Here is a 23,081-nt window from a genome sequence, read left to right as displayed (position 1 = left end):
GGGGAGCTTTGCCGTTTCTTTATCGTTGAGGACGTAGCCTTCGAATCCCCCGATATGTATGGCATCCGTCGGGAAGTCATCTGGCTTTGTCAACGGGAAAGTAGACTCGGCGGTCTTGTCCCTGAGCATGAAGTAGTGAGTCGCATCATCGCCGGAAGGCGTGATGTAACCTTCAGGGGCTTGGGTTTCAACGAGCTTGTATGCCTCGTTGAGTCTGATAGTGGCCGAGGAGATACCGCAAACCTCATTCGGGTTTTCCTCACATTCCTTATTTCCGCTGTCCTTTGCAGCGGAGAATGTGATTGCGCCCTTGCTGTCGGTCCTCAAACCCTTGCATAGACGAACCCAGTCCGTGCCGTCCCACTTGTATAGGTCGAAGAATGCGCCCTCAAGTCTATTGGAAGGATCTTTGGAATCCGCCTTGTAGAAGGACATCTTGGTTATCTGTGCATCACCATGCGATTCGGTGACCTTCACAGATTGACCGGATACTCCGGAAGTCTTACCCTTCATGGTTACGTTGTTGCTGACCTGAACGGTGGCGTTCTGCTGTCCAACAACCTTGTACGAATACTCGATAAGCAATGCCGTCGAATCGGGAACCGTAATTGTCAATCCGTTGACTCGCTTATCGCCACTTGCGGAAGAAGTTGGCGTCGCCGTGTAGTCACTGCTATCCAGTTCCTCGCCCTTCGTACCACTGGCCGAGTCGTATCGGTACACCTTCACCTCGTTGAGATTGAACTCAACCGGATTTGACTCCTTGTAATCGTAAGTGAACTCGTCGTTCAACGTGAGCGTATCGGAATTCTTGTCCAAATCCATCTCGTTCGGATTGACCACAATGGAGTATGGCACCAGATTCTGTTTACCGGAATCCTGACCGTTCTGATCATACGAAGAGCTCTTCTTGACGATATCCCACTCGTCATCCCTGGTGATTTTCTGCGACTGGCTTTTTTCGTCCCAGTCCTTACCGGTGGAGTCACTCAGTTTGGCCGTGTTTTTGAATACAGTCGCCGTCTTGCCGAGTGCGGAAACGTCATCAATCGTTGCACGGACATCCAACAGCAACTTGGCTTTGTACCAGCTTGCATTGTTTGCGCCGCCGTACACCGCCACGGTGGATAGCAATCCAGCAGGCACGACAATCGTAAGCACGTTTCCAGAACGGGTGACCGTAACCTGGAAGCTCTTATCCCCAAGATTCCACCAGCCGGCAATGGTCGTCACTGCAGTACCATCCGACGACGGAACCGACAGATTCACTTCACCCCCCATGTTGAAGCTCATCGAGGAAAGGCTGACGCCCGAAGGCAACCGTTCCGTAATCGTCAGGTCGACGTAACTGTTCACATCCGCGATATGCTCAACCTGATTGACTTCTACCTGCCAATGCATGACCGGCTTGCCGTCAACCTGTTCCATCGAGGACGAATCGTTGTATTCGTGAGTGGAATCCGATGCCGAGCCAGTTTTCGCATCAATCTTGCTGAGATTCCAACTCAGATTGCTCGGAGAAAATGTGATGCTTGGGTTGACGGTGAATTTACCGATCGAACCCGAATTCGAATACTGCTGTTCACCATTCCATGTCTGGGTAATGGTGCCAGTCGCATTATACGAAAACTCAATCGTTTGCCCGACATTCAAAGGTGATGAAGATTGTACGGTGAAACCCACGGTCTTCCCATTGTTCTCTTGGAACGTCACCTCCGGCTCATTCAGGCCAGCTTTTTGGAAGGAAGCCTTAATCGCTGTTTCCAAAGCCGAACGTTGAGAGGAATCGAGGTACTGATTGTCGGAGAGTCTATCGGTATACTTCCATCCTGCCGGCAAGGCCTCGGCAGAGTATTTCGGCGCAATGGTCACAGTCCAAGGGACCACCGTCGTTTTCTCATCCTTCGAAAGGGTAACCGTTCCCGCGGTCTTCGCGAGTGGGTTATATGGCCCCGGATTCACACCCTTATCACCGGTCGAGATTGAGTCCTTGCCATTCGGCGGAGTGAGATCGGCCTTATTGGTGGACTCAGTTGGCATGACACCGTCAGATGCCTTGGTGGTATAAGTAAACGTATAGACTTGGCTTGCATTGTTTTCGCCGAATGTAATCGGGAATTGCGAAAACTCCGTCTGGCCATTCACCGCGGGCGAAACCGTGATATTGCCCTCAAGCGCACCACCCGTTACGATATCCTTCAGAGTCCAACCGTTGAGATCGCCCAATTTAGTCGCATCGACGGTGACCGTCCACTGGACACTGCCATCTTCCTGCAGAGCACCATCACTCTTAGTGATCGTAGGTTTCTTATCCCAAGAAACGGAATCGTACGCCTTTTTCTCAAGCTCGTTGTCGTTCTTGTCTTTAGCCTTGACCGTCACCGAATTATTCTGGCTGGTGACTTCACCATCCGCTACATCAACCTTGCTCGTATAAACGATGGTATATTTGCCGTTTTCTTCCAGCGCAGGGCAACTCATGGTAAAACCCTGATTCCCAGCAGTCATGGTGTGAGAGCAGGTACCACCGTTCACCGTAATGGAAGAGCTATCAATAGTTCCCAAAGATGGAACATCGGTGATGGCAATGTTTTCGCCGGGCTTGGTGCCTGCCTTGCTGCTAACCTCGACGGTCCATTCGACACTTCCATCATCGGAAATTGTTGAATGAGACTTGGCTACGGTAAGATCGCCTTTTGTATTGACTTTGATGTCAAGCTTCTTTCCACCGCCAAAATCATACTTTCCGCTATCGCCATCATCAACATGTGCGGCGTCGGAGTTGAATGTGAACGTTCCGTTTGTAATGGGCTGCGTCTGATTCTCCTGCACCACAGAAGAATCAAAAACAATATAGATTTTGTTGTCTTCGAAGTAATAATGCGCTTTGATACTGCTGAAATATCCTAGATTATCCTTTGTCGCATCCGTATCCGTAATGCCGACCGGAGACTCATAAACAAAAGTCCGACCAGCTTCCGTATCGGTGAGGGTACCTGCCGGAATCTCGAACGCGAAGGTGACCCTCAGCTTCTCGTTTTCTTGCAGCGTACCGCCAGCAAAATCGGACCAAGTACTACCGCCGTCCGTCGATTTCTGCACCTTTACGTCGTGGACATATTCTTTTAGATCATGTCCAGAGTCGACCGCATATGCACCTCCGGACGCAACGCCACTGATTATTACCATGGCGAGGAGGGTGGCGACGGCGACGAAGGCGGCCACCACCTTGTGCCAGGCCGCACTATGTAAGGTCATGTTTGAATTGCCCCTCATGAAAGTCCCTATACCTAAAGTCTTCTAAATCTTGGTCTGCCGTTCGACTTTAGTTAAGACACGAAGCGGGTTCTCCCCCTCAACAATCCTCACAGTCCCCCTACTAAGATGGAGGATCTTTGGAATTGCAATAAAAACGCATTCCCCCCGTCACATGGGTATGGCCTACTCGGGAATTCGATGGACAAACAACTTTTACATGCTCATTTATGGCGCCATCACCGTCGCATGTAACTATCTGACAGTGTCTAGAGTAACACCCTCTTTCGTGGAACGCAACGAAAATCACCGGCATCTTCAATGAAATTGAAATTATTCTCCCGTCGTCAATGGTTCTACTCAGCCAGGAGGGGGTAGGCGGGTTCATGGAATCACCCAATGTGGGGTGAAAAACGCACACAGGAATGGGTAGGTTTTCAGATTGGCCCACAAGGGGAATACGGCGTGTCAGAAATTAATAGGCACAGAGGTAACCCCTGCCAATAGTCCACACCAACGTGATCCTTAATGGACAGACCACCGCAAGGTTAATCGCTCCATCTCATTACACGAATCGCCAGCCAGATTAATTCGACCGCAATTCGACCGATTCGACCGCGATTCGACCGTTATTATTCGCATTTTAACCGCGATTCGACCGATTCGACCGTTATTTAACCGCAATTCGACCGCGATTCGCGGAACCACGCCACGCACGACCCGGCAGGAAGGGACGATTCCCGAATCATGCGCGACGGGCCTCGCCATCACCAGGACCGACATGACCCGCAAACCCCGGAAACGGCCATTCCCCGACAATCATAAGCAAGCCAGACTCCGAATCAAACGACCACACAGCGCACAACCCGCCAGAAACCACCACAACCAGAATCGTGCGCGCAACAACATGCTCATGCAATCCACGGCAATCATCCCCAAGCACGCATCCACATGCCAGCTCCCGATAGCCCCACCCCAACAAACCACACCAAGAAAACCATCCGCCCAAATCAGCATCACCAAACAGAACCACCAAACAGGAAAGCAGGTATAGAAAAATGGGCACGGAACAGCAAAGGAGCGGAAAACATATACGGAAAAGGTATGGAAAAGGCCAGTATTCCAAGAAATACCGGCCTTTGAGGAATCTACGGAAAAGGTGCGAATCAGTCGAAATCGGCACCCAAGGCTTCCAGCTTGCCGCGGAAGTCAGCATAGCCACGGTCAATCAGGGAAATACCCTGCACATTCGAAGGACCCTGAGCGGTCAGCGCCGCAATCAGATGACTGAAGCCACCACGCAGATCCGGCACGTCGATGTCGCGACCGGTCAGCGGAGTCGGTCCGAAAATCACCGCGGAATGCTTGTAGTTGCGCTGCTGGAAACGGCACGGCAGAGAACCGAGGCATTCACGATACAGCTGAATCGTGGCACCCATCTGTACTAACGGCTTGGTGAAGCCAAAACGATTCTCATACACGGTCTCATGCACGATCGAAAGGCCCTTCGCTTGGGTGAGAGCCACCACCAGCGGCTGCTGCCAGTCGGTCATGAAGCCCGGATGCACGTCAGTCTCAATGGCGACCGGCTTCAGATCCCCACCCGGATGCCAGAACCGAATGCCCCTGTCGGTGATATCGAATTCGCCGCCGATCTTACGGAACACGTTCAGGAAGGTCATCATCTCCGGCTGAGTGGCACCCTTGACGAAAATATCACCGTGCGTGGCCAATGCGGCCGACGCCCAAGAAGCGGCCTCGATGCGGTCAGTCAGCGAAGTATGCGTATAGCCCTTGAGCTCCTTGACGCCTTCGATGCGGAAGGTACGGTCAACATCCACTGAAATGATGGCGCCCATCTTCTGCAACACGCACACCAGATCCATGATTTCCGGTTCGGTGGCGGCACCGGAAAGCTCGGTCTTGCCTTCGGCAAGCACGGCGGCGAGCAACGTCTGTTCGGTCGCGCCCACGGACGGGTACGGCAGATGAATCTTCGCACCATGCAGACCATCCGGAGCGGTGATGTGGATGCCGTCCTTATGCTCCTTGTCCACGTTCGCACCCAGCTTGCGCAAGGTCTCCAGATGGAAGTCAATCGGACGGCCGCCAATGTTGCATCCGCCGAGCGCCGGAATGAACGCTTCACCCAAGCGGTGCAGCAACGGACCGGAGAACAGGATCGGAATGCGGGAGGATCCGGAAAGGGTATCCACATCGGCCACGTCAGCAAGCTGCACCTTGGTGGCGTCGATGGTCACAATGCCCTTGGCACCATCCACATCCACATCCACGCCATGCAGACGGAGCAGGTCGGACACCACATGTACGTCACGAATCTCCGGCACGTTCTTCAACACGGATTTGCCAGGAGCGAGCAATGCGGCCACCATGGCCTTGCTCACGAAGTTCTTCGCGCCGCGTACCTTAATGGTGCCGTTCAGCGGCTTGCCGCCTACGACGTGCAGAATGTCGTCCTTGTTTTCAGACACGTTCTACCTCTTTCGTTTCCCTCGAACTCCAAACTTGAAACACACTATCCTTCAGTTTGCCATACGGACTGTAGCAAGCTCGTGAAATCACGCGTTCGGCGCAGTGTCTCCCCGTTTTGTTCGGTTTTCAGATGCTGCTTGCAATGTCACGGGCCAGATTCGCGTTCCACATGGCACCGGTCGCGCTCATCACGGCATTCGCACCGGCCTCACGATACGCCCGGTAGTCTTCGGGGCGAACCACGCCGCCCACACCCACGATGGTGAAATCGAGACCCAGCTTTTCACGGATCGCATGCAGACGGCCCACCATGTCGAGACCGGCGCCGCGAATGGCATTGCCGCACACGCCGGAACGGTCACGGCCAGCTCCCGGCAATGCCTGATTGCCGTGAGCATCGATCAATTTCGCCGAAATCGTGTTGATGGTGGAGAAACCCTGCACGGTACCGTGTGCGGCGGTTTCCTTCACCATGATCTCCAAGTCGGCATCATTCGGAATATAGGCGAGTTTGACGACGAGCGGACGGTCGCCGATCTCATTTTTCACGGCCTCCGTAATGCGACCTACCAAATGCGGATCGTGGCACAGCAAACGATTGTGGCCCTCGTTCGGGCAGCTTGTGTTCATCTCCATCAATCCAGCGCCGGTTTCGCAGACAAGACGCGCGGTGGTGACATGATCGGCAATGTAATCATCCTGATCCATGCCGTCCACGCGCGAACCCTGGAAGCTCGGCACCAGCAATTGACCGCTGCCGGCGGCCTCGATCGCCTTCTTCATATCCGGCTGCCATTCATCCGGGTCTCGCGAAGGAACGCCGAAACTGTTGGAAATCGAAATCGGCAGCTCGTAACGGGTGTCGGCCAGCACACCCTCATCCAGCTCGGCGCTGCCGGGAATCAGCGATCCGTCGGCATTTTTCGGATGCACGGCGAGCACGTTCGGAAAGGCGTTGCAGCCCCACGCACGCGAGCGCACGGTCTTGTAAACGGCCAGATCGAAGCCCATGCGGAAGGCGGCGGTCGTGAACCTCTCATTGAGCAGCGGCCCGGCGGGGATGCCGAACGGCAGGTTCACGTGGAAGCCGAGGAAATCCTCACCCGAAGCGGTCTGGACGGGTGCGGAAGACTGTGCGGCCGAAGGACCGCGATCCTCCTGCAGCACTTTGGCGAACGCACCGAACGGCCCTTGCAGATAATTGTCTTCATACGTGCGATTGACGTCATAGAACGGCGCGAATCCTTGGCTCATATCTCTCCCCGAATGCTCTTTCGAATGCGCGGCAAAACATAACCACCTTACCGCGCGGGACGGTCCAAGCCAGACTCGGTCTCATTCGCGCCGCAAACGTCGTCGCAGGGAATTCAGGAAATCGGAAATCATATTCCTTTGGGAATGGAGATGATGACCGTGGTGCCCCTGCCTGGCTGGCTGGACACGGCGAGGGTGCCATGCGACATCAGCCGCAAACGTTCACGCACGTTCGTAAGGCCGACATGGCTGCAGCCATCGCCCTCCGGCCGGTCGACGCTTTCGGCGGTCTGCAGGATGCTGCCGGTCAGACCGTACAACGTGCGCTCATCCATGCCGACGCCATTGTCAGCGATTTCAATACGCACCACGCCCTGCCTTTCGCGAGCGCTCAGCCTGACGAAGCCGCCGTTCTCCTTCTTGCCGATGCCATGTTTGATCGCGTTCTCGATGATCGGCTGCACGGTCAGGGCGGGAAGCCGGAAATCCGTGGTGTCGATGTCATACATCACGGCGAGTTTGTCGCCGAACCGCATCTGTTCCAACGAGACGTACCGTTTGACATGCTGCAGTTCCATTGCGAACGGGACCGGTTCCGTTCGGGCCACGGCGTCCGTATTGTCGCGCATGTATGCGGAGAACAGGCCGAGCGCCTCTTTGGCTTTGTCCACATCCGTGTCGCACATGGCCTGGATGGTGGCAAGTACGTTGCAGACGAAATGCGGATTGATCTGACTGACCATGATCTGCACGCGTGCGGCATGTTGCAACGCTTTGAGCTCTTTGTCGTTTGCCAGCAGCTGGCCGAAGTGGCTGCGGGATTTGTACCATGAGATGCACAGTCCCAGCAGTACGGAAACCGCCATGTTGAATAGGTTCGAGACAAGCGACGGACCGGATTCGGCGAGCGCAATCGCGTATAGCACGGCCAGGCCGATGGCATATGCGATGAGATTGTCGATTGGGCGGCTGTCGAACAACGAGCCGACGCACAGCAACGCCATGCAGGTCATGACGGCAATTGAACCGGGAGCGGCGATGAAGTCGTAAAAGCCGGCCAGGACGACTAGGGTCACCGAAAACACCGCCGTCTGCGCATACGAGTGGAACAGTACGTTTTTGGTGTCGTCAAGCCGGTTATTGGTGACGAGAATGATCGTAACGATGACGCTGGCAATGACGAACGGCCATAGATTGATCCACTCGCAGCCCACCAGTGCCAGGCGGGTGATGCACATGACCATCAGGAACAGCTGACAGAACATGCAGCATCGACGCACCATGTCGAGATTGTCGCATGCGAGCCTACGGATGTAATGGGGGCTGTTGATTTCGGGGTAGCCGAATGTGTACCAGTACGTCAACGCACGTCGAATATGATTCATGCTTTTGCTCCGAGCTCTTTCGGGGGATACCCCCTGTTTATGAAGTATGTCAGATGGCACGGATGTGATGCGGGGGACTCCCCTTCCATCTTCCGAGAGCGCCTTCCGGGGGTGCCTTGCGGACCACCTTCCGATTGTGGGTTAGAGTGTGAGCATGTATGTGATTGCGGCGGACGACGAACCTTTGATCCTCAACAGCATGACGAGACTGCTGCACGCAGTGTTTCCCGACGCACAGGTCAGGGGATTCGGCACCGCCCAGGAAGTCGAATCGTTTGCGCACGAGGCGGTCGCCTCCTGCGCGAATATCGCCTATGCGTTTCTGGACCTGCGATTGCGGGGCGAGAACGGACTACGGCTGGCGAAGGCGATCAAAGATATCAGTCCGCATACGAAAATCGTGTTTTCAACGGCTTATGCCGATTATTCCTTCGGATTGCGGGGCGATAGCAACACCGGATTCGTCATGAAACCCGCCACGGAGGGCGATATTCGTGATTGCGTAGCTGTACTTGATGATGTGTTGCGGCGCGAACCGTCGTATCGCGGCGAATTTCCGACCGACGCCGCGAATGGCAGGCACGAGCAGCTGATGATTCGCACATTCGGCGATTTTGAAGCGTTTCATCATCATGAACCGCTTCCGTGGGAATCCCAGGAGGCCAAGGATCTGTTGGCCTTGCTGATTCATGCGCGAACCGCGCCGCTTACCGACGCACGGATCGCGGATGCATTATGGCCGGTTGATGCCGATTCCACGGATGCGCGCGATGCAGGCGCCACTCGCGTGGAACGGCAATCAGGTTATGCAGGCCGCCCCAAGCATGCGTTCGCGTTATCACTGCGGATTCGTGGCCTTGTCAAGTCGCTGCGGCGCACATTGCAGACGGTGCACCCGCAGGCCGACAAGCTGATTTGCCACTCTCATAACACCACCAGTGTTTCGACGGATCCGATTGATGGCTTGACCGTGCATTGCGATCTATTCGACATGTTGCATGGCAGTGCCTACGCCGTCAACACCTACTATGGTGAATACCTGCCCGCCTATCCGTGGGCCAGTTTTCCCACCGCCGACCTCGATCCGGACCTGTGACTCGCGGTCTGTGACCCATGGCCTCAGCCCGGACCCGTAGGTCATGCGGCCTTGTCGGAGACAATCTGGTATTTGCGACCGCGCCCTACTCCTACGGGTTCGATGACGCCTTCACCCACCATGGAACCCAGAATCTCACGGGTACGGGTAAGCCCCAAACCGAGCACCTTCGCCAATTGCGAGGTAGGCAGTGGGCCGCCAGCCGTCAATGCCTGTGTGATTTTCTCCACGTTGGATTGTGGCTCCATGGGCTGCGCCACCAAGGATGCCCCACCCAGATTGAACCGTATTGAGGATCGCTGACCACCCCCGGCATCTTCTTCGACTTCAGCCATCCGACGGCCGTTCGGAGCATATGCCGCATTTGCTCCCGTTGCGGTGATAGGAGCGGCGGTGCCTGCGGATGCGATGGCCATTGAACCCGCAGGAATCGAAGAACCCGAAACCGCAAAGTCCGAAACCGCAGAACCCGAAGGAGTTGAGATTCCGCCGCCCTCAACGGCACCATAATCCTGAATCTTGCGTGGATACAACGTAAGCGTCACCCTGTCCGGATGCTCGCCAACCTCCAACTCGGGGTATGCGGTTCCCGCGAAATCGCAACCAGCCCGCATAACATCAAAACCGCTGCCAGCCTTCTCCCCTATGCCGATAAGGTTGAACATTTTCATCAGTATGGGATTGCGGGCATCGGAAATGCCTCCGTGTATCACCTCATCCGCGGAGAGCCGAAGCCCACCGGGGTTGGAGAATACTATCCGATCATAATACGGACCGCGCTACGCGCGGACCCATCATCACCTTCGCTCGGCTCTCGCCTCGCTCAGGCAGGGCCCTGCCGGCAGTGCACCGCACTACCAGCCGGCCACCGCGGCTAAATAATGCCGCGATCGGCCAACGGACCCTGCCAATCAGGGTATTCGCCTTCGCGGGCGGATTCGATGGGCTGCTCCGGTTCGCGCCTGACCGGCAGGGTCTTCGGCTTGAACGGGAACTTTTCGGCACGCATCTTCTCGTAGGCAAGAATGTCGTCCTCATGCTGCAGCGTCAGATCGATATCGTCATAGCCGTTCATCAGGCGCCAACGGGTGTAATCGTTCACTTCGAACGGCAACGTCACGTCACCGCAGGTCACGGTACGATCCTCCAGGCTCACGGTCATATCACGGCCCGGCTCCTCATCGAGCAGCTTCCACAGTAGCTCGACGGATTCCTGCGGCATGATCGCGGCAAGCACACCGTTCTTGGCGGTGTTGCCATAGAAGATGTCAGCGAAACGAGAGGCGATGACCACGCGGAAACCGTAATCATGCAACGCCCATACGGCATGTTCGCGAGAGGAACCGATGCCGAAATCGGGGCCGGCGACCAGAATCTTGCCCTGCTTGTACTCCGGCTGGTTGAGCACGAATTCCGGATCGCGACGCCATGCATAGAAGAGAGCGTCATCGAAACCGGTCTTCTTGACGCGCTTGAGGAACACGGCCGGGATGATCTGGTCGGTATCGACATTGGAACGGCGAAGCGGCACGGCCACGCCGGTAAGAGTGGTGAGTTTTTCCATATTTGAAAGTCCTTACGATTCGCGGGTTCGCGCAGGTTTACAGATCGGCCGGGGAGCAGATGGTACCGCGGATCGCAGTGGCGGCGGCCACGGCTGGCGACGCCAGATGCGTGCGGGAACCCTTGCCCTGACGACCTTCGAAGTTACGGTTCGACGTAGAGATGGAACGCTCGCGGGCCACCATCTTATCCGGGTTCATGCCCAGGCACATGGAGCAACCGGCGTTACGCCATTCGGCACCGAAATCCTTGAAGATCTTGTCGAGCCCTTCCTTCTCCGCCTGCAGACGCACGCGGGAGGAAGCCGGCACCACGAGTACGCGGTGGATGTTTTCGGCCTTGTGATGTCCCTTCATGATGGCGGCGGCCACACGCAGATCCTCAAGACGGCCATTCGTGCAGGAACCGATGAACACGGTGTCGACAGCAATGTCCTTGATCGGCATGCCCGGCTTCAACCCCATGTATTCGATGGCACGTTCGGCGGCGGTGCGCTCCGTCTCGTCGTTGAAGGATTCCGGATCCGGCACGTTGCCGGAAATCCTGATGCCCTGACCCGGGTTGGTGCCCCACGTCACATATGGCTCGAGATCCTCGGCCTTGATCGTCACTTCCGTATCGAACACGGCGTCATCATCGGTCTTGAGCGTCTTCCAATACTCGACCGCCTTGTCCCACATCTCACCTTCCGGTGCGTGCGGACGGCCCTTCAGATATTCGAACGTCACCTCATCCGGCGCAATCATGCCGGCTCGGGCACCCGCCTCGATCGACATGTTGCAAATCGTCATGCGGGCATCCATCGACAGCTTCCTGATCGCCTCGCCGCGGTACTCGATGACATGACCCTGGCCACCGCCGGTGCCGATCTTCGCGATAATCGCAAGAATGATGTCTTTGGCCGTAACGCCCTTCGGCAGTTCGCCTTCGATATTGATGGCCATGGTCTTGAACGGCTTGAGGCTCAGCGTCTGCGTGGCCATGACGTGCTCGACCTCGGAAGTGCCGATGCCAAGCGCCATCGCACCGAACGCACCGTGCGTAGAGGTGTGCGAATCGCCGCACACGATGGTCATGCCCGGCTGCGTAAGGCCCAGTACCGGAGCGAACGCATGCACCACGCCCTGATCCGCATCGCCGAGCGGACACAGGCGAACACCGAACTCCTTGCAGTTCTTCTCCAGCGTGCTCAGCTGCAGCGCGGAGGTTTCGTCCGGATTCGGGCGATCGATGTCGACCGTGGGGGTGTTGTGGTCCTCCGTGGCGATCAACTGATCGATATGACGCGGCTTGCGACCAGCCAGACGCAGGCCCTCGAACGCCTGCGGACTGGTGACCTCATGCATGAGCATCAGGTCGATGTACAGCAGGTCGGGAGCCCCATCGCTACCTTTGCGCACCAGATGATCGGCCCAGACTTTCTCGGCCAATGTCGTTCCCATACGGGACCTCCTCGAATTTTTCCTCATGATTTTCCGCGCGGGTATTGCCTTCACGCGCTGTTCGTGCTATAAGCCTATGGGTTTTGGGTTGGGTTATAGACGCAGTATGCCGGTATATGAGATACGTGCCGGACGGCCCGTTGTCGCCTAGCCCGTAATCCTTGCCATTGCAACGATTTTCCACTTGTTCGATTGCCAACCGCGGATTGAAATGATCCGCAATACCTCAGTACGACATCACGCGCGTTTTGCATTTCAATATGTGAGATGGCATAATCCGTCTTATGACTTCTTCGAACACGCGCATCACCATGCCCGAATCGCAGCAGGATGACGCTGCGACCCCGGCGGAGAACCCCTATCAGACCACTACGGAAAACAATGAAATCCACTCCGGGGTGGGCGTGCTCGACAAGACCGTAAAGATTCTCGACGCACTCGAGTCCGGCCCGGCCACACTCGGCCAGCTTGTCGCAGCCACCGGCTTGGCCCGTCCGACCGCCCATCGCCTTGCGATTGCGCTGGAACGCCATCGTTTCGTGCTACGCGACCAGCATGGCCGTTTCGTATTGGGATCACGATTCGCCGAGCTGGCCGCCGCCGCAGGCGAAGACCGGCTGCTCACCGCCGCCGGCCCGATTTTGCAGACCTTACTGGATCGCACCGGTGAATCCGCCCAAATCTACCGCCGTCAGGGCGATCAGCGTGTGTGCATCGCAGCCGTGGAGCGCGCTTCCGGTTTGCGCGATTCGATTCCGGTCGGCGCCATGCTGTCGATGGAAGCCGGTTCCGCCGCGCAGATCCTCTTGGCCTGGGAGGATTCCGAGCGCCTGCATCAGGGACTTCGCCACGCCAAGTTCACTGCGGCCAAGTTGTCCGCCGTGCGTAAGCGCGGCTGGGCCGAGTCCGTCAACGAACGCGACGAAGGCGTATGCTCCATCTCCGCACCGATTCGCAACGCTTCCGGACAGGTAATCGCCGCAATCTCCATTTCGGGCCCCAACGGTCGGATGGGCGTCAATCCAGGGCGCCGCTATGCGCCGCTGGTCATGGCCGCCGGCAAGTATCTCACCGAAGCCCTGATCAAGGCCTCCGCAGGCCGCTGAATCTTAACGCGATTATTTCCTGAACCGTGAGAGGAGCTTGCTCCACCAAGTCGGGCGATGCAGCAGATCCATACCTTCGCTATCCGGCCTGGACTCGCTCGTCATACCGTATGCATAGGCCTTGCCCGTGCTTGGCTTGCCCACCAGCTCACCATATTCAAGCAATTGCGTACGCGGCTCGTACGGATGACGAATATCGAATTCGAACAGCCTCGCGGCACGCTTTTCCGGCACCGGACCGTATGAGCCGAATCCGCTGGTCGGCGAGGCGATCATCATCAGGCCATGAGCCCCTGCAGACGCCTCGCTTTCGGCCGAGCATTCACCAGCGGTCTGTTCAGCGGCCTGAGTGCCGGGAATCGCGACCGTGCCGACGAAACCATTGCGATGGTCATGACCTGCGGAAATGGCAAAGTAACCGTTGTCGCACAGCATCGCATACTCGCCGCTGTCGGCATCGGGGCAGCTGATGCCCTCCCCCAGATAGCTGCCGGACTGCGTCTTGCTCTCGTCCAACACGTAATGGTTGCCCGCAAAGTTACGATAGCCTTCGATCGCACGCGCCGCATTGGCCGCAACCGGCTTCAGCAGGTCATAATACTGCGGAATCGCAAAATGCTGGAATACCATGCACGGCAACGCCTCCTGCGAAGCCTGCGTCTCCCGAGGCGCCGCAATCGCCTGCGATTGCGTGACCAACGCATGCGGCGCATCGGCAAGAAAACGCAATGCGGCCACGGACGGGCTTCCATAGCCGCCCGAACGCGCATAATCGCCCGAATCGACCAGCACCAATCCCAGTACGTTACATGTGCGATCAACATTCATCACGGGCAAGGCGAATGTGCCCGGTTCGCATCCGTACACGCGCTGTTCCGGCAACATTCCCGCCTTTTCGCCGGCACTCGTCTCAGTAGGGGCAGGATTGAGGCAGCCGGGGAATTCCTGGCAGATCCGTTCAACCTCGGCATTATCCAAACCGCATTGAAAATCATGATTCCCGAAAGTCACCACCCAGGGAACGCTACGATCGGCGAGCGGTCGCACCAGCTGTTCGATCGTGGAGCGGACCATCGAACGCGTTTGCCTGAGAGCCTCCTCATACCGTTCGGCAGAGGACTGCACGGCGGCCTGTGCCTTGTTCCAGCGGCGCTTACGCATGGTCTGGGAGTACGCGGCATCATAGCCGGCGATCTGGTTGCCGGTGAAGATGACGATATCGGGGCGCGTGGCGTCAAGTGACGCTTCGATCAGTTTGACGGTGTCGTTGCTGACCCTCGGACCATCCTGAATGTCGGTGAACTGCAGCACGCGAAACTTGCCGGATTGATGAAACTGCAGACGGCCGAGACGTGCCGATACGGACAAGGGACGACCATCCCCCTCTTCCGCGGGTTGGATACGCGGGCGCGTGGACGCGGCTTTGACGGTATGCTGCAATTCAGTCATAATCCCTAGGGTAGTGCAATTATGCACACAATTGAACGCACAAAACAGCACCGACGAATTCCAAACGTCATCATAGGTTAAGAAAACAAAAAACCCTCGCATTCCGCGAGGGCTCATTGGCTGGGATGCCTGGACTCGAACCAAGAATGGCTGAACCAGAATCAGCTGTGTTGCCAATTACACCACATCCCAATTTGGCTGGCGTGGCAACTTCAAGAAGTTGTCCGTCGTACCCCCGACCGGATTTGAACCGGTGTTGGCGCCGTGAGAGGGCGTAGTCCTAGACCGCTAGACGACGGGGGCTTGAGTTATTGCTGTGATTCTCAGCTAGGCCGCGAACCGCAACGAGTGATTAATATACGCGAGTTAGTGGGTAAGCGCAAGTCACGGCGTGTCGCGCCATTTTTCAACGATTTGAAAATGCCGCCCCTTCATCGGAAGGAGCGGCATGGGAACGGCATCACATCACAGATGCTCGCGCAAACCCTGAAGACGGGCGAGGCTGATTTCCTTGCCGACGATCTCCATGGACTCGAACAGCGGCGGGGATACGCGGCGGCCGGACATGGCCACGCGCACCGGGCCGAACGCCAGACGCGGCTTGTAGCCGCCATCCTCCACGAGCGCCTTGTTGAGCGTCTCATGCAGGATGTCGGTCTTCCAATCATCATCAGCCACAGCGGAAAGCGCGGCAATGGCCGCATCAAGCACAGCCGATGCGGAATCCTTGAGCTGCTTGCGCGCATCGGCATCCGGCTCGATATAGCCTTCGGCGGAAAGCAGGGAACCGACCATGCCGGACACCTCGCCAAGCAGACGCACGCGCGGCTGCACGAGTTCCACGGAAGCGGAGAGGATCTCACGTTCGCGATCGGTCAGCGCATCCCAGGAATCGGCGGACACGACGCCGTCACGGTTCAGGTACGGTACGGCACGGTTCAGGAAATCCTGCGGTTCGAGCATGCGGATGTGCTCGGCGTTGATGGAGATGGCCTTGTCGATGTCGAAACGGGCCGGATTGGCCTTGACGTCACGCACGTCGAACTTCTCGATCATCTCGTCCATGGAGAACACGTCACGATCCGGAGCGATGGACCAGCCCAGCAGTGCCAGATAGTTCAGCAGACCTTCACGGATGAAACCGTTGTCGCGATGCAGGAACAGGTTGGATTCAGGATCGCGCTTGGACAGCTTCTTGTTGCCCTGGCCCATCACATACGGCATGTGGCCGAACAGCGGCATCTCCTTGGCGATGCCCAGCTCGATCAGATACCGATACAACACGATCTGACGCGGGGTGGAGCTCAGCAGATCCTCACCGCGCAACACTACGTTGATGTTCATCATGGCATCGTCGACCGGGTTGGTCAGCGTGTACAGCGGATCACCGTTCGGACGCACGATCACGTAATCCGGTACGGAACCGGCCTTGAATTCGATGCGGCCACGGATCAGATCGTCGAAGGCGACATCATCATCGGGCATACGGATGCGCAAAGCCGGCTTACGGCCTTCTGCGCGGAAGGCCGCCTTCTGCTCTTCGGTGAGATTGCGATCGTAGCCATCGTAGCCAAAGGCCTTCGGACGGCCGGCGGCCACGTTACGGGCCTCGATCTCTTCCGGAGTGGAGAAGGATTCATAGGCATAGCCGGCTTCGAACAGCTTGGCCGCCACATCCTTGTAGATCTGGGTGCGCTCGGACTGGCGGTACGGGCCGTCTGGACCACCCACGTTGATGCCTTCATCCCAGTCGATGCCCAGCCAGTTCAGGGCTTCGATGATCTGGTTATAGCTTTCCTCGGAGTCACGCTGGGCGTCCGTATCCTCGATACGGAACACGAACGTGCCCTTGGTATGGCGGGCTTCGGCCCAGTTGAACAGTGCGGTACGGACCATGCCGACGTGCGGGATGCCGGTCGGAGACGGGCAGAAACGCACGCGGACATTCTCGGGGAGTTCCGGTTTGGTGTTTTCAGCTTCAGTCATAGGCTCCATTGTGCCGCGTTAACCGGACGTGTGCATGAGGGCGGAAATCGTCTTTCCCCTCACCGGAATCCGCCCCCTTAGGCCGCTTATCCGCATAACGATAGGCGGAACAATGAAAAATCAGTAGCACGCTACCGGTAGCATAGCTAACTAGACCCTATGCTCCGAGTTGTTTATTTATCTAGAAAGGGTAAACAATGACGGACCCCAACCAGTATGGCCCACAGGTTCCGCCGCAGTATGGACAGTCCATGCCGCAGCAGAATCAGTACGGCCAGTCCGGGCAAAGCCAGCAAGGCAATGCCTACGGCTCCTACCAGCAACCCCAGCAAGGAGCCCCACAATACGGTGCACCGCAATATGGCGCTCCGCAAGGCCAGCCGGCCCCGCAAGGCTCGAATTTCTTTGCGCTGACCGCACCGCTCGACCAGCCGGCCTATAACTGCACCATGGGCGAATCCTTCATTCGCTTCTGGAAGAAGTACGCCGTATTCAAGGGCCGTGCATCCCGAGGCGAATTCTGGTGGTGGGTGCTGTGCAACATCATCATCGTATTCGCCATCTCCCTGCTGTTCGGCCTCCTCGGCGCGATTGCCGGACATTCCGCAAGCTACGCCACGCTACGCATCTCGAGAGTCGTCACGGGCCTGTGGTCTCTGGCGACGCTCGTTCCGAACCTCGCCCTGAGCGTGCGTCGAATGCACGACACCAATAAGTCGGGCTGGTCAGTCGCCGTCTGCTACGGCGTCTTGCTGGTCGGCTACATCCTGACGATTGCCGGCACCACGATGACCGGCATCGGCGCGGTCAATGCGATCTATAGCGGAGACACCAGCACTGCGGCCACGGGTGCCATCCTGACGATTATCGGCAGCCTCGTGCTGATCGCCGGATGCATCGTCTATATCGTGTTCATGGCACGACGCAGCGATCCGGCCGGCGTGCGCTTCGATGATCCGTCCACCGCGGGCTACGCTCCGACGGCACCGGCCATGCAGAACCAGTACGCGAACTACGCGGCCCCGACGCCCGACATGAACGTTCCTGCCGCACCGACGTCCTCGGCCGCACCGACCGCACAGGCCACTCCGTTCACCCCGACGGTCCCGTCCATCCCGGACGTTCCGCTGCCGGCCGCACCGTCTGACCAATCCGAGACCGGACAGAACCCGTACGGCAACAACACCGACCAGCAGTAAGGCCCATCGGTAGCCGGCACATGGCCAGCACACAACGAAAGTCCCGGCACATCACGCAATGTGAGTGCCGGGACTTCGCTTTGCCTGCTCAGCCGCACCAACTCAGCTCTATCGGCTCACAAATCAATCTGGGGCTTGTCCGGATCGTCTTTGACATGCTTGAACTTTTCAGCGAGCGCTTCCTTGCTTTTCTGCTCGTCCTCTTCCTTGGCCTTTCTTTTGGCCTCCTCCGGATCCCACAGAATCTCACAGCGGTGGTACGCCCATTCCTGAGCGGCCAGCATGCCGACGAACTGCGCGGTGACGCCGAGCGTACCCAAGCTGTTGCCGATGGTCGCAGTCGCGCCGGAATCATCGATCATATGCGCCGTCTTGCGCAAGGAAAGCAGTTCCAGCAATTGCGGGTACGTCATGAAAATGCGCGGAACGGAAAACTGCTCGCGCAGCTCGTTGACGTACAGCAGTACCGGCAGCACACGAATGGCCTGATCGTTCACATCGTCGAAGCCCTCGCACATGATGTTCATCAGCTTGTCGCAGATCATCAGCGCCGAAGCGAACCGGACGGCGACCTCATCGGCATTCGTGCTCGTCGACAGGCATGCTTCGGCGGCGGCGACCGCGTCGAAATCGCCCCCGTCCGTCATGCCATCGGCAGACGCGGAACCCTGCGCCTTCTTCGCGACCTCGGCGGCCACGGTGCTCAGCACCTCCTCCATCGCGGTCTTGGTTTTGTCGTCCAACACGATGCTCAGGTAGTCGGCCGCCTTGAACACCAGCTGAATGTCGCCGGTCGCGGAGTACGCGGACATGCAATCGTAGGCGTCATTGGCCTCAAGCAGCGCGTTGACCACCCATAGCGGGCAGCCGGGAATCACTTCCATACCGTCGTATACGGCTTCGGCGGCGGCTATGTTCACCTTGTCGGAGTTGCGTAGCATGGCAAGGGCCATAAGCAACGAAAACCGCACCTGCAGCCCTTCCGCATAATCGGCGTCGTTCTCCAGTTGCTGGGCATTCTGCAACGGCCATAGTGAAATCAGCGAAACCCCGACGTTCGCCGCATCCATAACGACCGGCAATGCGGAGACGCGAGCCACCAATGAATCGTCAATCTCAAAAGTCATAATGCTCCTTTGCGGTACCGACTTCCGTCAAGCCAATCATCACATGGAAACCCGCCTCAAACAAGCTTCCGCGAGCCCCTCTTTGCAGACCCTCTTCCATTGTGCCACTCACTGTACGTCGGCGGCGGGGTCGACATACGTGATTGACATCACTTTGCGGGTGGCGCAATCGTAAGTGATCGACGTAATCGAGGCGAGCGCGGTGTGACGCAGCAGCATATTGTGTTCCGGATGACCGGTTTCCAGCATGTGACGGTAGCTCCAGATCGGCGATTCGTGGCTGACCACCACGATCTGCTCACCAGGATGTTCGGACACCTTCTCCAATGCGAAATCCTGCACGCGATGCGCGATGGACTGGTAGCTTTCGCCCCAGCTCGGCTTCCACAGGTTGCGCACGAGTTTGTAGTTGCCGTTCCTCCACAGTGCCCCCTCGCCGTGGCCGATGCGCTTGCCGCGGAATTCGTTGCCGGCTTCGATGATGCGTTCGTCGGTGACGAGTTCCAGCGGCTTCTCGCCACGCAGCCCACGCACGGCGTTCAGGGATTCGAGGATTTCGCCGGCCGTCTCACGCGTACGTTCCAGTGGTGACGAGTAGACGGCGGAAACGGTGTTCAGTTGCGGACTGATGGCGATGTAGTGCGCGGTAGCCTGCGCCATACGCACTCCCAATTCGGACAGGTGGAATCCGGGAAGACGTTCGTAGAGCAGATGCTCCGGATTCTCGACCTTGCCGTGACGCACGAAGTGGATGGTTGTTGCATGCATGGATGCCACCTTTCTGCCGGGACGGCTCCGGCATCGGCGTCGATCATTGTGACGACAATATCGCCGGAACTAAAAAATTTACCTGATCGTTTGTTTTCCTAGCCCTAATCTACCGCGTGTTGCGACGGTGCCTACGCATAGAGTTGCCTGTGGTCAACAAAGACCGTGCCGCATCATCATCACGGCACCATAATCCAGAAACCCCTCTTGACGACACACTGCCGGACCCGACTTGCGTTCAAGCCGAGTTGAAGTGGGATATATGAGAGGAACGAATCAGCCCGCAGCGACGCAAAGCCGCGGGGAAACGCGAACCGTGAGCAGAAAGGAGCGGCAGAGCATGACCAATCAGGTTTTCGCCGGCGTCACAAGCGTTGGCCATCGTCTTTTCGGAGGGTATGCGGAACTTCTTCGCATACCGCATACCGCCCGTTTTTCCGTCGGCTCGGTAATCGCATGCATGCCGTTCCCGATGGTCGGCATGACCATTACGATTGCCGTACAGCATTACTACGGCAACTATTCGCTGGCCGGCGCACTCACTGCAGTACAGGCGATCGCATTGGCCGTGGCAAGCCCGGTGCTCGGCAAGCTGGTCGACAAGTTCGGGCAGCGTCAGGTTTCCATTCCGACGATCATCGTGTGGATGGTCGCCGCGACCGCGCTGGTGTCATGCATCACCGCCCGCGTTCCGTCGTGGATCCTGTTCTGCATCGTACCGTTCATGGCCGCGATTCCGCCGTGGGGTGCGATGAGCCGTCAGCGTTGGACCACGCTGCTCAAAGGCGATTCGGAGAAGACGAACCGTGCATTGTCGCTGTCAGGTGTGTTCGACGAATGCATGTGGGTGATCGGCAATCCGCTCGCTTCCACGCTGGCCGTGATTTCCGGTGTGCTCGCCTTCTCGTTCACCGGTATGTGCGTGGTGGTCGGCGCACTGATGTTCCTGACGGAACTGACCACCGAACCGAAGTCACAGACGCAGCTGGCACGCGAGGCCGGCATGACCCGCAAGGAATACCGAGAGCGCGAGACCGCACATTCCAAGGCGTTGCAGGCCGAAGCGGCCGTGGAGTACGCGCGCGACCGCGCACGTTCCGAAGGCAAGACGGCCGCCGAAGTGCAAGCTGCCATGGAACAGGCCGCGGCCGATGTGAAGGCGGGCCGCAAGGAGTCCATCTGGGGTCCGGGCCTGATCGCCGTATGCGTGACGTGGTTCGGTCTGGGCGCGTTCCAATCGGCTGCGGGCATTTCCATTGTGGCTTTCGCCACGGAAGCGAATATGAAGCAGTACACGGGCTTCGTGTTCGCATGCTTCTCGTTCAGCTCGCTGATCGGCGCACTCGTATATGGCGCGAAGAACTGGACCATCCCACTGTGGAAGCGCTTCTACTTCTGCCTGGCGGTAGTGGATCTGGGCATCGGCTCGTTCATGTTCGCCAAGCACCTGTGGGTGATTATGATCATCTACCTGCTCATCGGCGTATGCCAGGCCCCGACCTGGGTGAATGGCAACCAGCTGATGCTGCATCTGGTGCCGCCCACCCGCTTTACCGAAGGCATGGCATGGATGGGTGCGATGAATTCGATCGGCGGATCGATGGGTTCGGCCATTGCAGGTCAGTTCATCGACCGTATGGGTTCGCACGGCGGCTTCCTCGTCGTGACCGTGCTGGCGTTGGCTTCGCTGGCGATCGCCCTGTTCGGATTCAAGCAGATCAAGGACTCCACCGAGCAACCCATGCTCACGTCCGTGAGCGTGTGAACGTGTGCGTGTAAAGGCGTGTAAAGCGGAGACTTTCGTAAGCGAATGATCCGCCGGACAAGCAAACGGTCCTCCCTCTGATGAAGGAGGACCGTTTCATATCGAAGCCACCGCGCGGCGCCCTACTTCGGCCAGCCTTTGGGAGTGTGCTCCAGCGACCAAACGCCCAGCTTGTGCGAGAAACTGTTCTGCCACTTGGCCTCCAGCTCCTCTTCGCTCAAGCGGTTCTCAGCCTTCTTCAGGCGGTTCATGGCGTTGGTATGCGTATCATCAAGCAGCCACTTACGGGTCAGGAAGTTCCACACCATCACCACTGCGGTGGCGAAGAGCTTGCCCACATTGGTGCGAATCAGATATTCGGTATGCTGCGTAACGAACGCATCATGATTCATGCCGTACGTGGAAACCCAAATAAGGGCGTCGTTCATGAGCAGACCGATCACGGCGCCGACCACGAAAATCAGAATCTCCATCCATCGGGCCATGTCATCGCGCGGTTTGAACACCAGTTTCATGCTGGCGGTGTAGTTGAAAATCAAGGAAATAATGAACGAAATCGTCGCGGCGATCACGTTATGCATATGGAAGACGCCAACAAGCAGATTCAGGATGCCCCAGTCGATAACGAAGGCGATCACACCTACAAGACCGAATTTCATAAGCTGTTCAATCAGTTTTCTCACACAGACAATTAAACACACGCACACAGACCGGACTTAGAATGGTGTGAATTGTCCACGAGCATTTCACCGACCAAGGAGGACCAATGCCAGTCATTCACACCCACGTTTCCGTCTCCACCACTCCCGAACAGCGTGAGGCCCTGAAAACGGCCTACGGCAAGGCAATCACCGCCGTTCCAGGCAAGTCCGAAGGCTGGCTGATGTGCCCGTTCGAAGACAATATGCCGATTTATTTCGGCGGTGACGATTCCCAACCGGCCGCGTACGTGGAGGTGAATGTTTTCGGCCGTTCCGTGCCGGGTTCCGCTTGGGAAAAGCTGACCGAACAGATCATGGCCGCGCTGGGCAAGGAGCTCGGCATTCCGGCCGACCGTACTTACATCCGATACACCGCCACCACCGATTGGGGCTGGAACGGCGGCAATTTCTGACGCAATTCCACCGTTCTTCCGAAGGAGCGGCAACTAAACGCTAATCTTTCCGCCGTTTCCTCACACGCCGCAGCATAAC

Annotated in this window: 17 protein-coding genes, 2 tRNA genes and 1 pseudogene; 5 read left to right on the top strand and 15 right to left on the bottom strand. The window is 57.4% G+C overall.

The window, feature by feature from the left end:
- From HMPREF1494_RS08755 to HMPREF1494_RS08740, 4 genes are all read right to left on the bottom strand, one after another.
- Window positions 1-3,276 (bottom strand): hypothetical protein (locus HMPREF1494_RS08755; protein WP_155807184.1); only part of this gene is annotated, 3,276 nt, incomplete at its 3' end.
- Between the two features lie 1,145 nt (window positions 3,277-4,421).
- On the bottom strand, window positions 4,422-5,747 hold the full coding sequence (murA, locus tag HMPREF1494_RS08750; RefSeq protein WP_003837642.1) for a UDP-N-acetylglucosamine 1-carboxyvinyltransferase: 1,326 nt from the start codon (window positions 5,745-5,747) through the stop codon (window positions 4,422-4,424).
- 127 nt (window positions 5,748-5,874) lie between these two features.
- Window positions 5,875-7,002, bottom strand: coding sequence for a diguanylate cyclase (locus tag HMPREF1494_RS08745; protein ID WP_034522167.1), 1,128 nt, complete (start codon window positions 7,000-7,002; stop codon window positions 5,875-5,877).
- A gap of 128 nt (window positions 7,003-7,130) precedes the next feature.
- Window positions 7,131-8,387 (bottom strand): sensor histidine kinase, encoded by a 1,257-nt coding sequence (locus HMPREF1494_RS08740; protein WP_231495387.1) that lies wholly within the window; start codon window positions 8,385-8,387, stop codon window positions 7,131-7,133.
- 154 nt (window positions 8,388-8,541) lie between these two features.
- On the opposite strand from HMPREF1494_RS08740, the gene HMPREF1494_RS08735 reads away from it, so the two are divergent.
- Window positions 8,542-9,483, top strand: a complete 942-nt coding sequence (locus tag HMPREF1494_RS08735) for a response regulator (RefSeq protein WP_034522166.1) — start codon at window positions 8,542-8,544, stop codon at window positions 9,481-9,483.
- A gap of 41 nt (window positions 9,484-9,524) precedes the next feature.
- Here HMPREF1494_RS08735 and HMPREF1494_RS11810 read toward each other — a convergent pair whose 3' ends face one another.
- The 4 genes and pseudogenes from HMPREF1494_RS11810 to leuC form a co-directional block, all read right to left on the bottom strand.
- A complete protein-coding gene (locus HMPREF1494_RS11810) occupies window positions 9,525-9,818 on the bottom strand; it encodes a winged helix-turn-helix domain-containing protein (protein ID WP_231495389.1) in 294 nt (97 codons plus the stop codon).
- Between the two features lie 258 nt (window positions 9,819-10,076).
- Window positions 10,077-10,196, bottom strand: a pseudogene (locus HMPREF1494_RS12010) (ATP-binding protein); the annotation flags it as partial.
- A gap of 161 nt (window positions 10,197-10,357) precedes the next feature.
- On the bottom strand, window positions 10,358-11,047 hold the full coding sequence (gene leuD, locus HMPREF1494_RS08725; RefSeq protein WP_003837653.1) for a 3-isopropylmalate dehydratase small subunit: 690 nt from the start codon (window positions 11,045-11,047) through the stop codon (window positions 10,358-10,360).
- Between the two features lie 37 nt (window positions 11,048-11,084).
- Window positions 11,085-12,488: a 3-isopropylmalate dehydratase large subunit gene (gene leuC / locus HMPREF1494_RS08720; RefSeq protein WP_003837654.1), complete on the bottom strand. Its 1,404-nt coding sequence runs from the start codon at window positions 12,486-12,488 to the stop codon at window positions 11,085-11,087.
- Between the two features lie 311 nt (window positions 12,489-12,799).
- Between leuC and HMPREF1494_RS08715 the strand changes: the two genes are divergently transcribed.
- Window positions 12,800-13,594 (top strand): IclR family transcriptional regulator, encoded by a 795-nt coding sequence (locus tag HMPREF1494_RS08715; protein WP_065467421.1) that lies wholly within the window; start codon window positions 12,800-12,802, stop codon window positions 13,592-13,594.
- A 12-nt stretch (window positions 13,595-13,606) separates the two neighbouring features.
- Here HMPREF1494_RS08715 and HMPREF1494_RS08710 read toward each other — a convergent pair whose 3' ends face one another.
- From HMPREF1494_RS08710 to gltX, 4 genes are all read right to left on the bottom strand, one after another.
- The gene (locus HMPREF1494_RS08710; RefSeq protein WP_034522164.1) at window positions 13,607-15,043 is read right to left on the bottom strand and encodes a metallophosphoesterase; all 1,437 of its coding nucleotides are present in this window, start codon (window positions 15,041-15,043) and stop codon (window positions 13,607-13,609) included.
- A 117-nt stretch (window positions 15,044-15,160) separates the two neighbouring features.
- A tRNA-Gln gene (locus tag HMPREF1494_RS08705) sits at window positions 15,161-15,235 on the bottom strand.
- A gap of 38 nt (window positions 15,236-15,273) precedes the next feature.
- Window positions 15,274-15,346, bottom strand: a tRNA-Glu gene (locus HMPREF1494_RS08700).
- 162 nt (window positions 15,347-15,508) lie between these two features.
- Complete coding sequence (gltX, locus tag HMPREF1494_RS08695; protein ID WP_034522161.1) at window positions 15,509-17,029, bottom strand: glutamate--tRNA ligase; 1,521 nt, start codon at window positions 17,027-17,029, stop codon at window positions 15,509-15,511.
- A gap of 197 nt (window positions 17,030-17,226) precedes the next feature.
- On the opposite strand from gltX, the gene HMPREF1494_RS08690 reads away from it, so the two are divergent.
- Window positions 17,227-18,228 (top strand): DUF805 domain-containing protein, encoded by a 1,002-nt coding sequence (locus HMPREF1494_RS08690; protein WP_003837660.1) that lies wholly within the window; start codon window positions 17,227-17,229, stop codon window positions 18,226-18,228.
- 116 nt (window positions 18,229-18,344) lie between these two features.
- Here the strand turns inward: HMPREF1494_RS08690 and HMPREF1494_RS08685 are convergent, their stop codons facing one another.
- Both HMPREF1494_RS08685 and HMPREF1494_RS08680 read right to left on the bottom strand, forming a co-directional pair.
- The gene (locus HMPREF1494_RS08685) at window positions 18,345-19,355 is read right to left on the bottom strand and encodes a hypothetical protein (RefSeq protein WP_034522160.1); all 1,011 of its coding nucleotides are present in this window, start codon (window positions 19,353-19,355) and stop codon (window positions 18,345-18,347) included.
- Between the two features lie 108 nt (window positions 19,356-19,463).
- Window positions 19,464-20,123, bottom strand: coding sequence for a histidine phosphatase family protein (locus tag HMPREF1494_RS08680; RefSeq protein ID WP_003837663.1), 660 nt, complete (start codon window positions 20,121-20,123; stop codon window positions 19,464-19,466).
- 340 nt (window positions 20,124-20,463) lie between these two features.
- Between HMPREF1494_RS08680 and HMPREF1494_RS08675 the strand changes: the two genes are divergently transcribed.
- Entirely contained in the window at window positions 20,464-21,888 is a 1,425-nt protein-coding gene (locus HMPREF1494_RS08675; RefSeq protein ID WP_034522159.1) for an MFS transporter, read from the top strand.
- Window positions 21,889-22,010: 122 nt separating this feature from the next.
- Here HMPREF1494_RS08675 and HMPREF1494_RS08670 read toward each other — a convergent pair whose 3' ends face one another.
- Window positions 22,011-22,547, bottom strand: a complete 537-nt coding sequence (locus HMPREF1494_RS08670) for a GtrA family protein (RefSeq protein WP_003837666.1) — start codon at window positions 22,545-22,547, stop codon at window positions 22,011-22,013.
- A 107-nt stretch (window positions 22,548-22,654) separates the two neighbouring features.
- Between HMPREF1494_RS08670 and HMPREF1494_RS08665 the strand changes: the two genes are divergently transcribed.
- The gene (locus HMPREF1494_RS08665; protein ID WP_003837669.1) at window positions 22,655-23,002 is read left to right on the top strand and encodes a phenylpyruvate tautomerase MIF-related protein; all 348 of its coding nucleotides are present in this window, start codon (window positions 22,655-22,657) and stop codon (window positions 23,000-23,002) included.
- Window positions 23,003-23,081: the final 79 nt, after the last annotated feature.

The sequence above is a fragment of the Bifidobacterium sp. MSTE12 genome (assembly GCF_000513015.1).
In the GTDB taxonomy this organism is placed as follows: domain Bacteria; phylum Actinomycetota; class Actinomycetes; order Actinomycetales; family Bifidobacteriaceae; genus Bifidobacterium; species Bifidobacterium dentium.
This window is presented reverse-complemented; position numbering and strand designations above follow the sequence as displayed.

Coding starts and splice junctions, on each gene's coding strand:
- HMPREF1494_RS08690 (WP_003837660.1), top strand. CDS start 17,227: ATGACGGACCCCAACCAGTATGGCCCACAGGTTCCGCCGCAGTATGGA.
- HMPREF1494_RS08685 (WP_034522160.1), bottom strand. CDS start 19,355: ATGACTTTTGAGATTGACGATTCATTGGTGGCTCGCGTCTCCGCATTG.
- gltX (WP_034522161.1), bottom strand. CDS start 17,029: ATGACTGAAGCTGAAAACACCAAACCGGAACTCCCCGAGAATGTCCGC.
- HMPREF1494_RS08665 (WP_003837669.1), top strand. CDS start 22,655: ATGCCAGTCATTCACACCCACGTTTCCGTCTCCACCACTCCCGAACAG.
- HMPREF1494_RS08680 (WP_003837663.1), bottom strand. CDS start 20,123: ATGCATGCAACAACCATCCACTTCGTGCGTCACGGCAAGGTCGAGAAT.
- HMPREF1494_RS08735 (WP_034522166.1), top strand. CDS start 8,542: ATGTATGTGATTGCGGCGGACGACGAACCTTTGATCCTCAACAGCATG.
- HMPREF1494_RS08710 (WP_034522164.1), bottom strand. CDS start 15,043: ATGACTGAATTGCAGCATACCGTCAAAGCCGCGTCCACGCGCCCGCGT.
- HMPREF1494_RS11810 (WP_231495389.1), bottom strand. CDS start 9,818: ATGGCTGAAGTCGAAGAAGATGCCGGGGGTGGTCAGCGATCCTCAATA.
- leuC (WP_003837654.1), bottom strand. CDS start 12,488: ATGGGAACGACATTGGCCGAGAAAGTCTGGGCCGATCATCTGGTGCGC.
- HMPREF1494_RS08745 (WP_034522167.1), bottom strand. CDS start 7,002: ATGAGCCAAGGATTCGCGCCGTTCTATGACGTCAATCGCACGTATGAA.
- HMPREF1494_RS08715 (WP_065467421.1), top strand. CDS start 12,800: ATGCCCGAATCGCAGCAGGATGACGCTGCGACCCCGGCGGAGAACCCC.
- HMPREF1494_RS08740 (WP_231495387.1), bottom strand. CDS start 8,387: ATGAATCATATTCGACGTGCGTTGACGTACTGGTACACATTCGGCTAC.
- leuD (WP_003837653.1), bottom strand. CDS start 11,047: ATGGAAAAACTCACCACTCTTACCGGCGTGGCCGTGCCGCTTCGCCGT.
- HMPREF1494_RS08670 (WP_003837666.1), bottom strand. CDS start 22,547: ATGAAATTCGGTCTTGTAGGTGTGATCGCCTTCGTTATCGACTGGGGC.
- HMPREF1494_RS08675 (WP_034522159.1), top strand. CDS start 20,464: ATGACCAATCAGGTTTTCGCCGGCGTCACAAGCGTTGGCCATCGTCTT.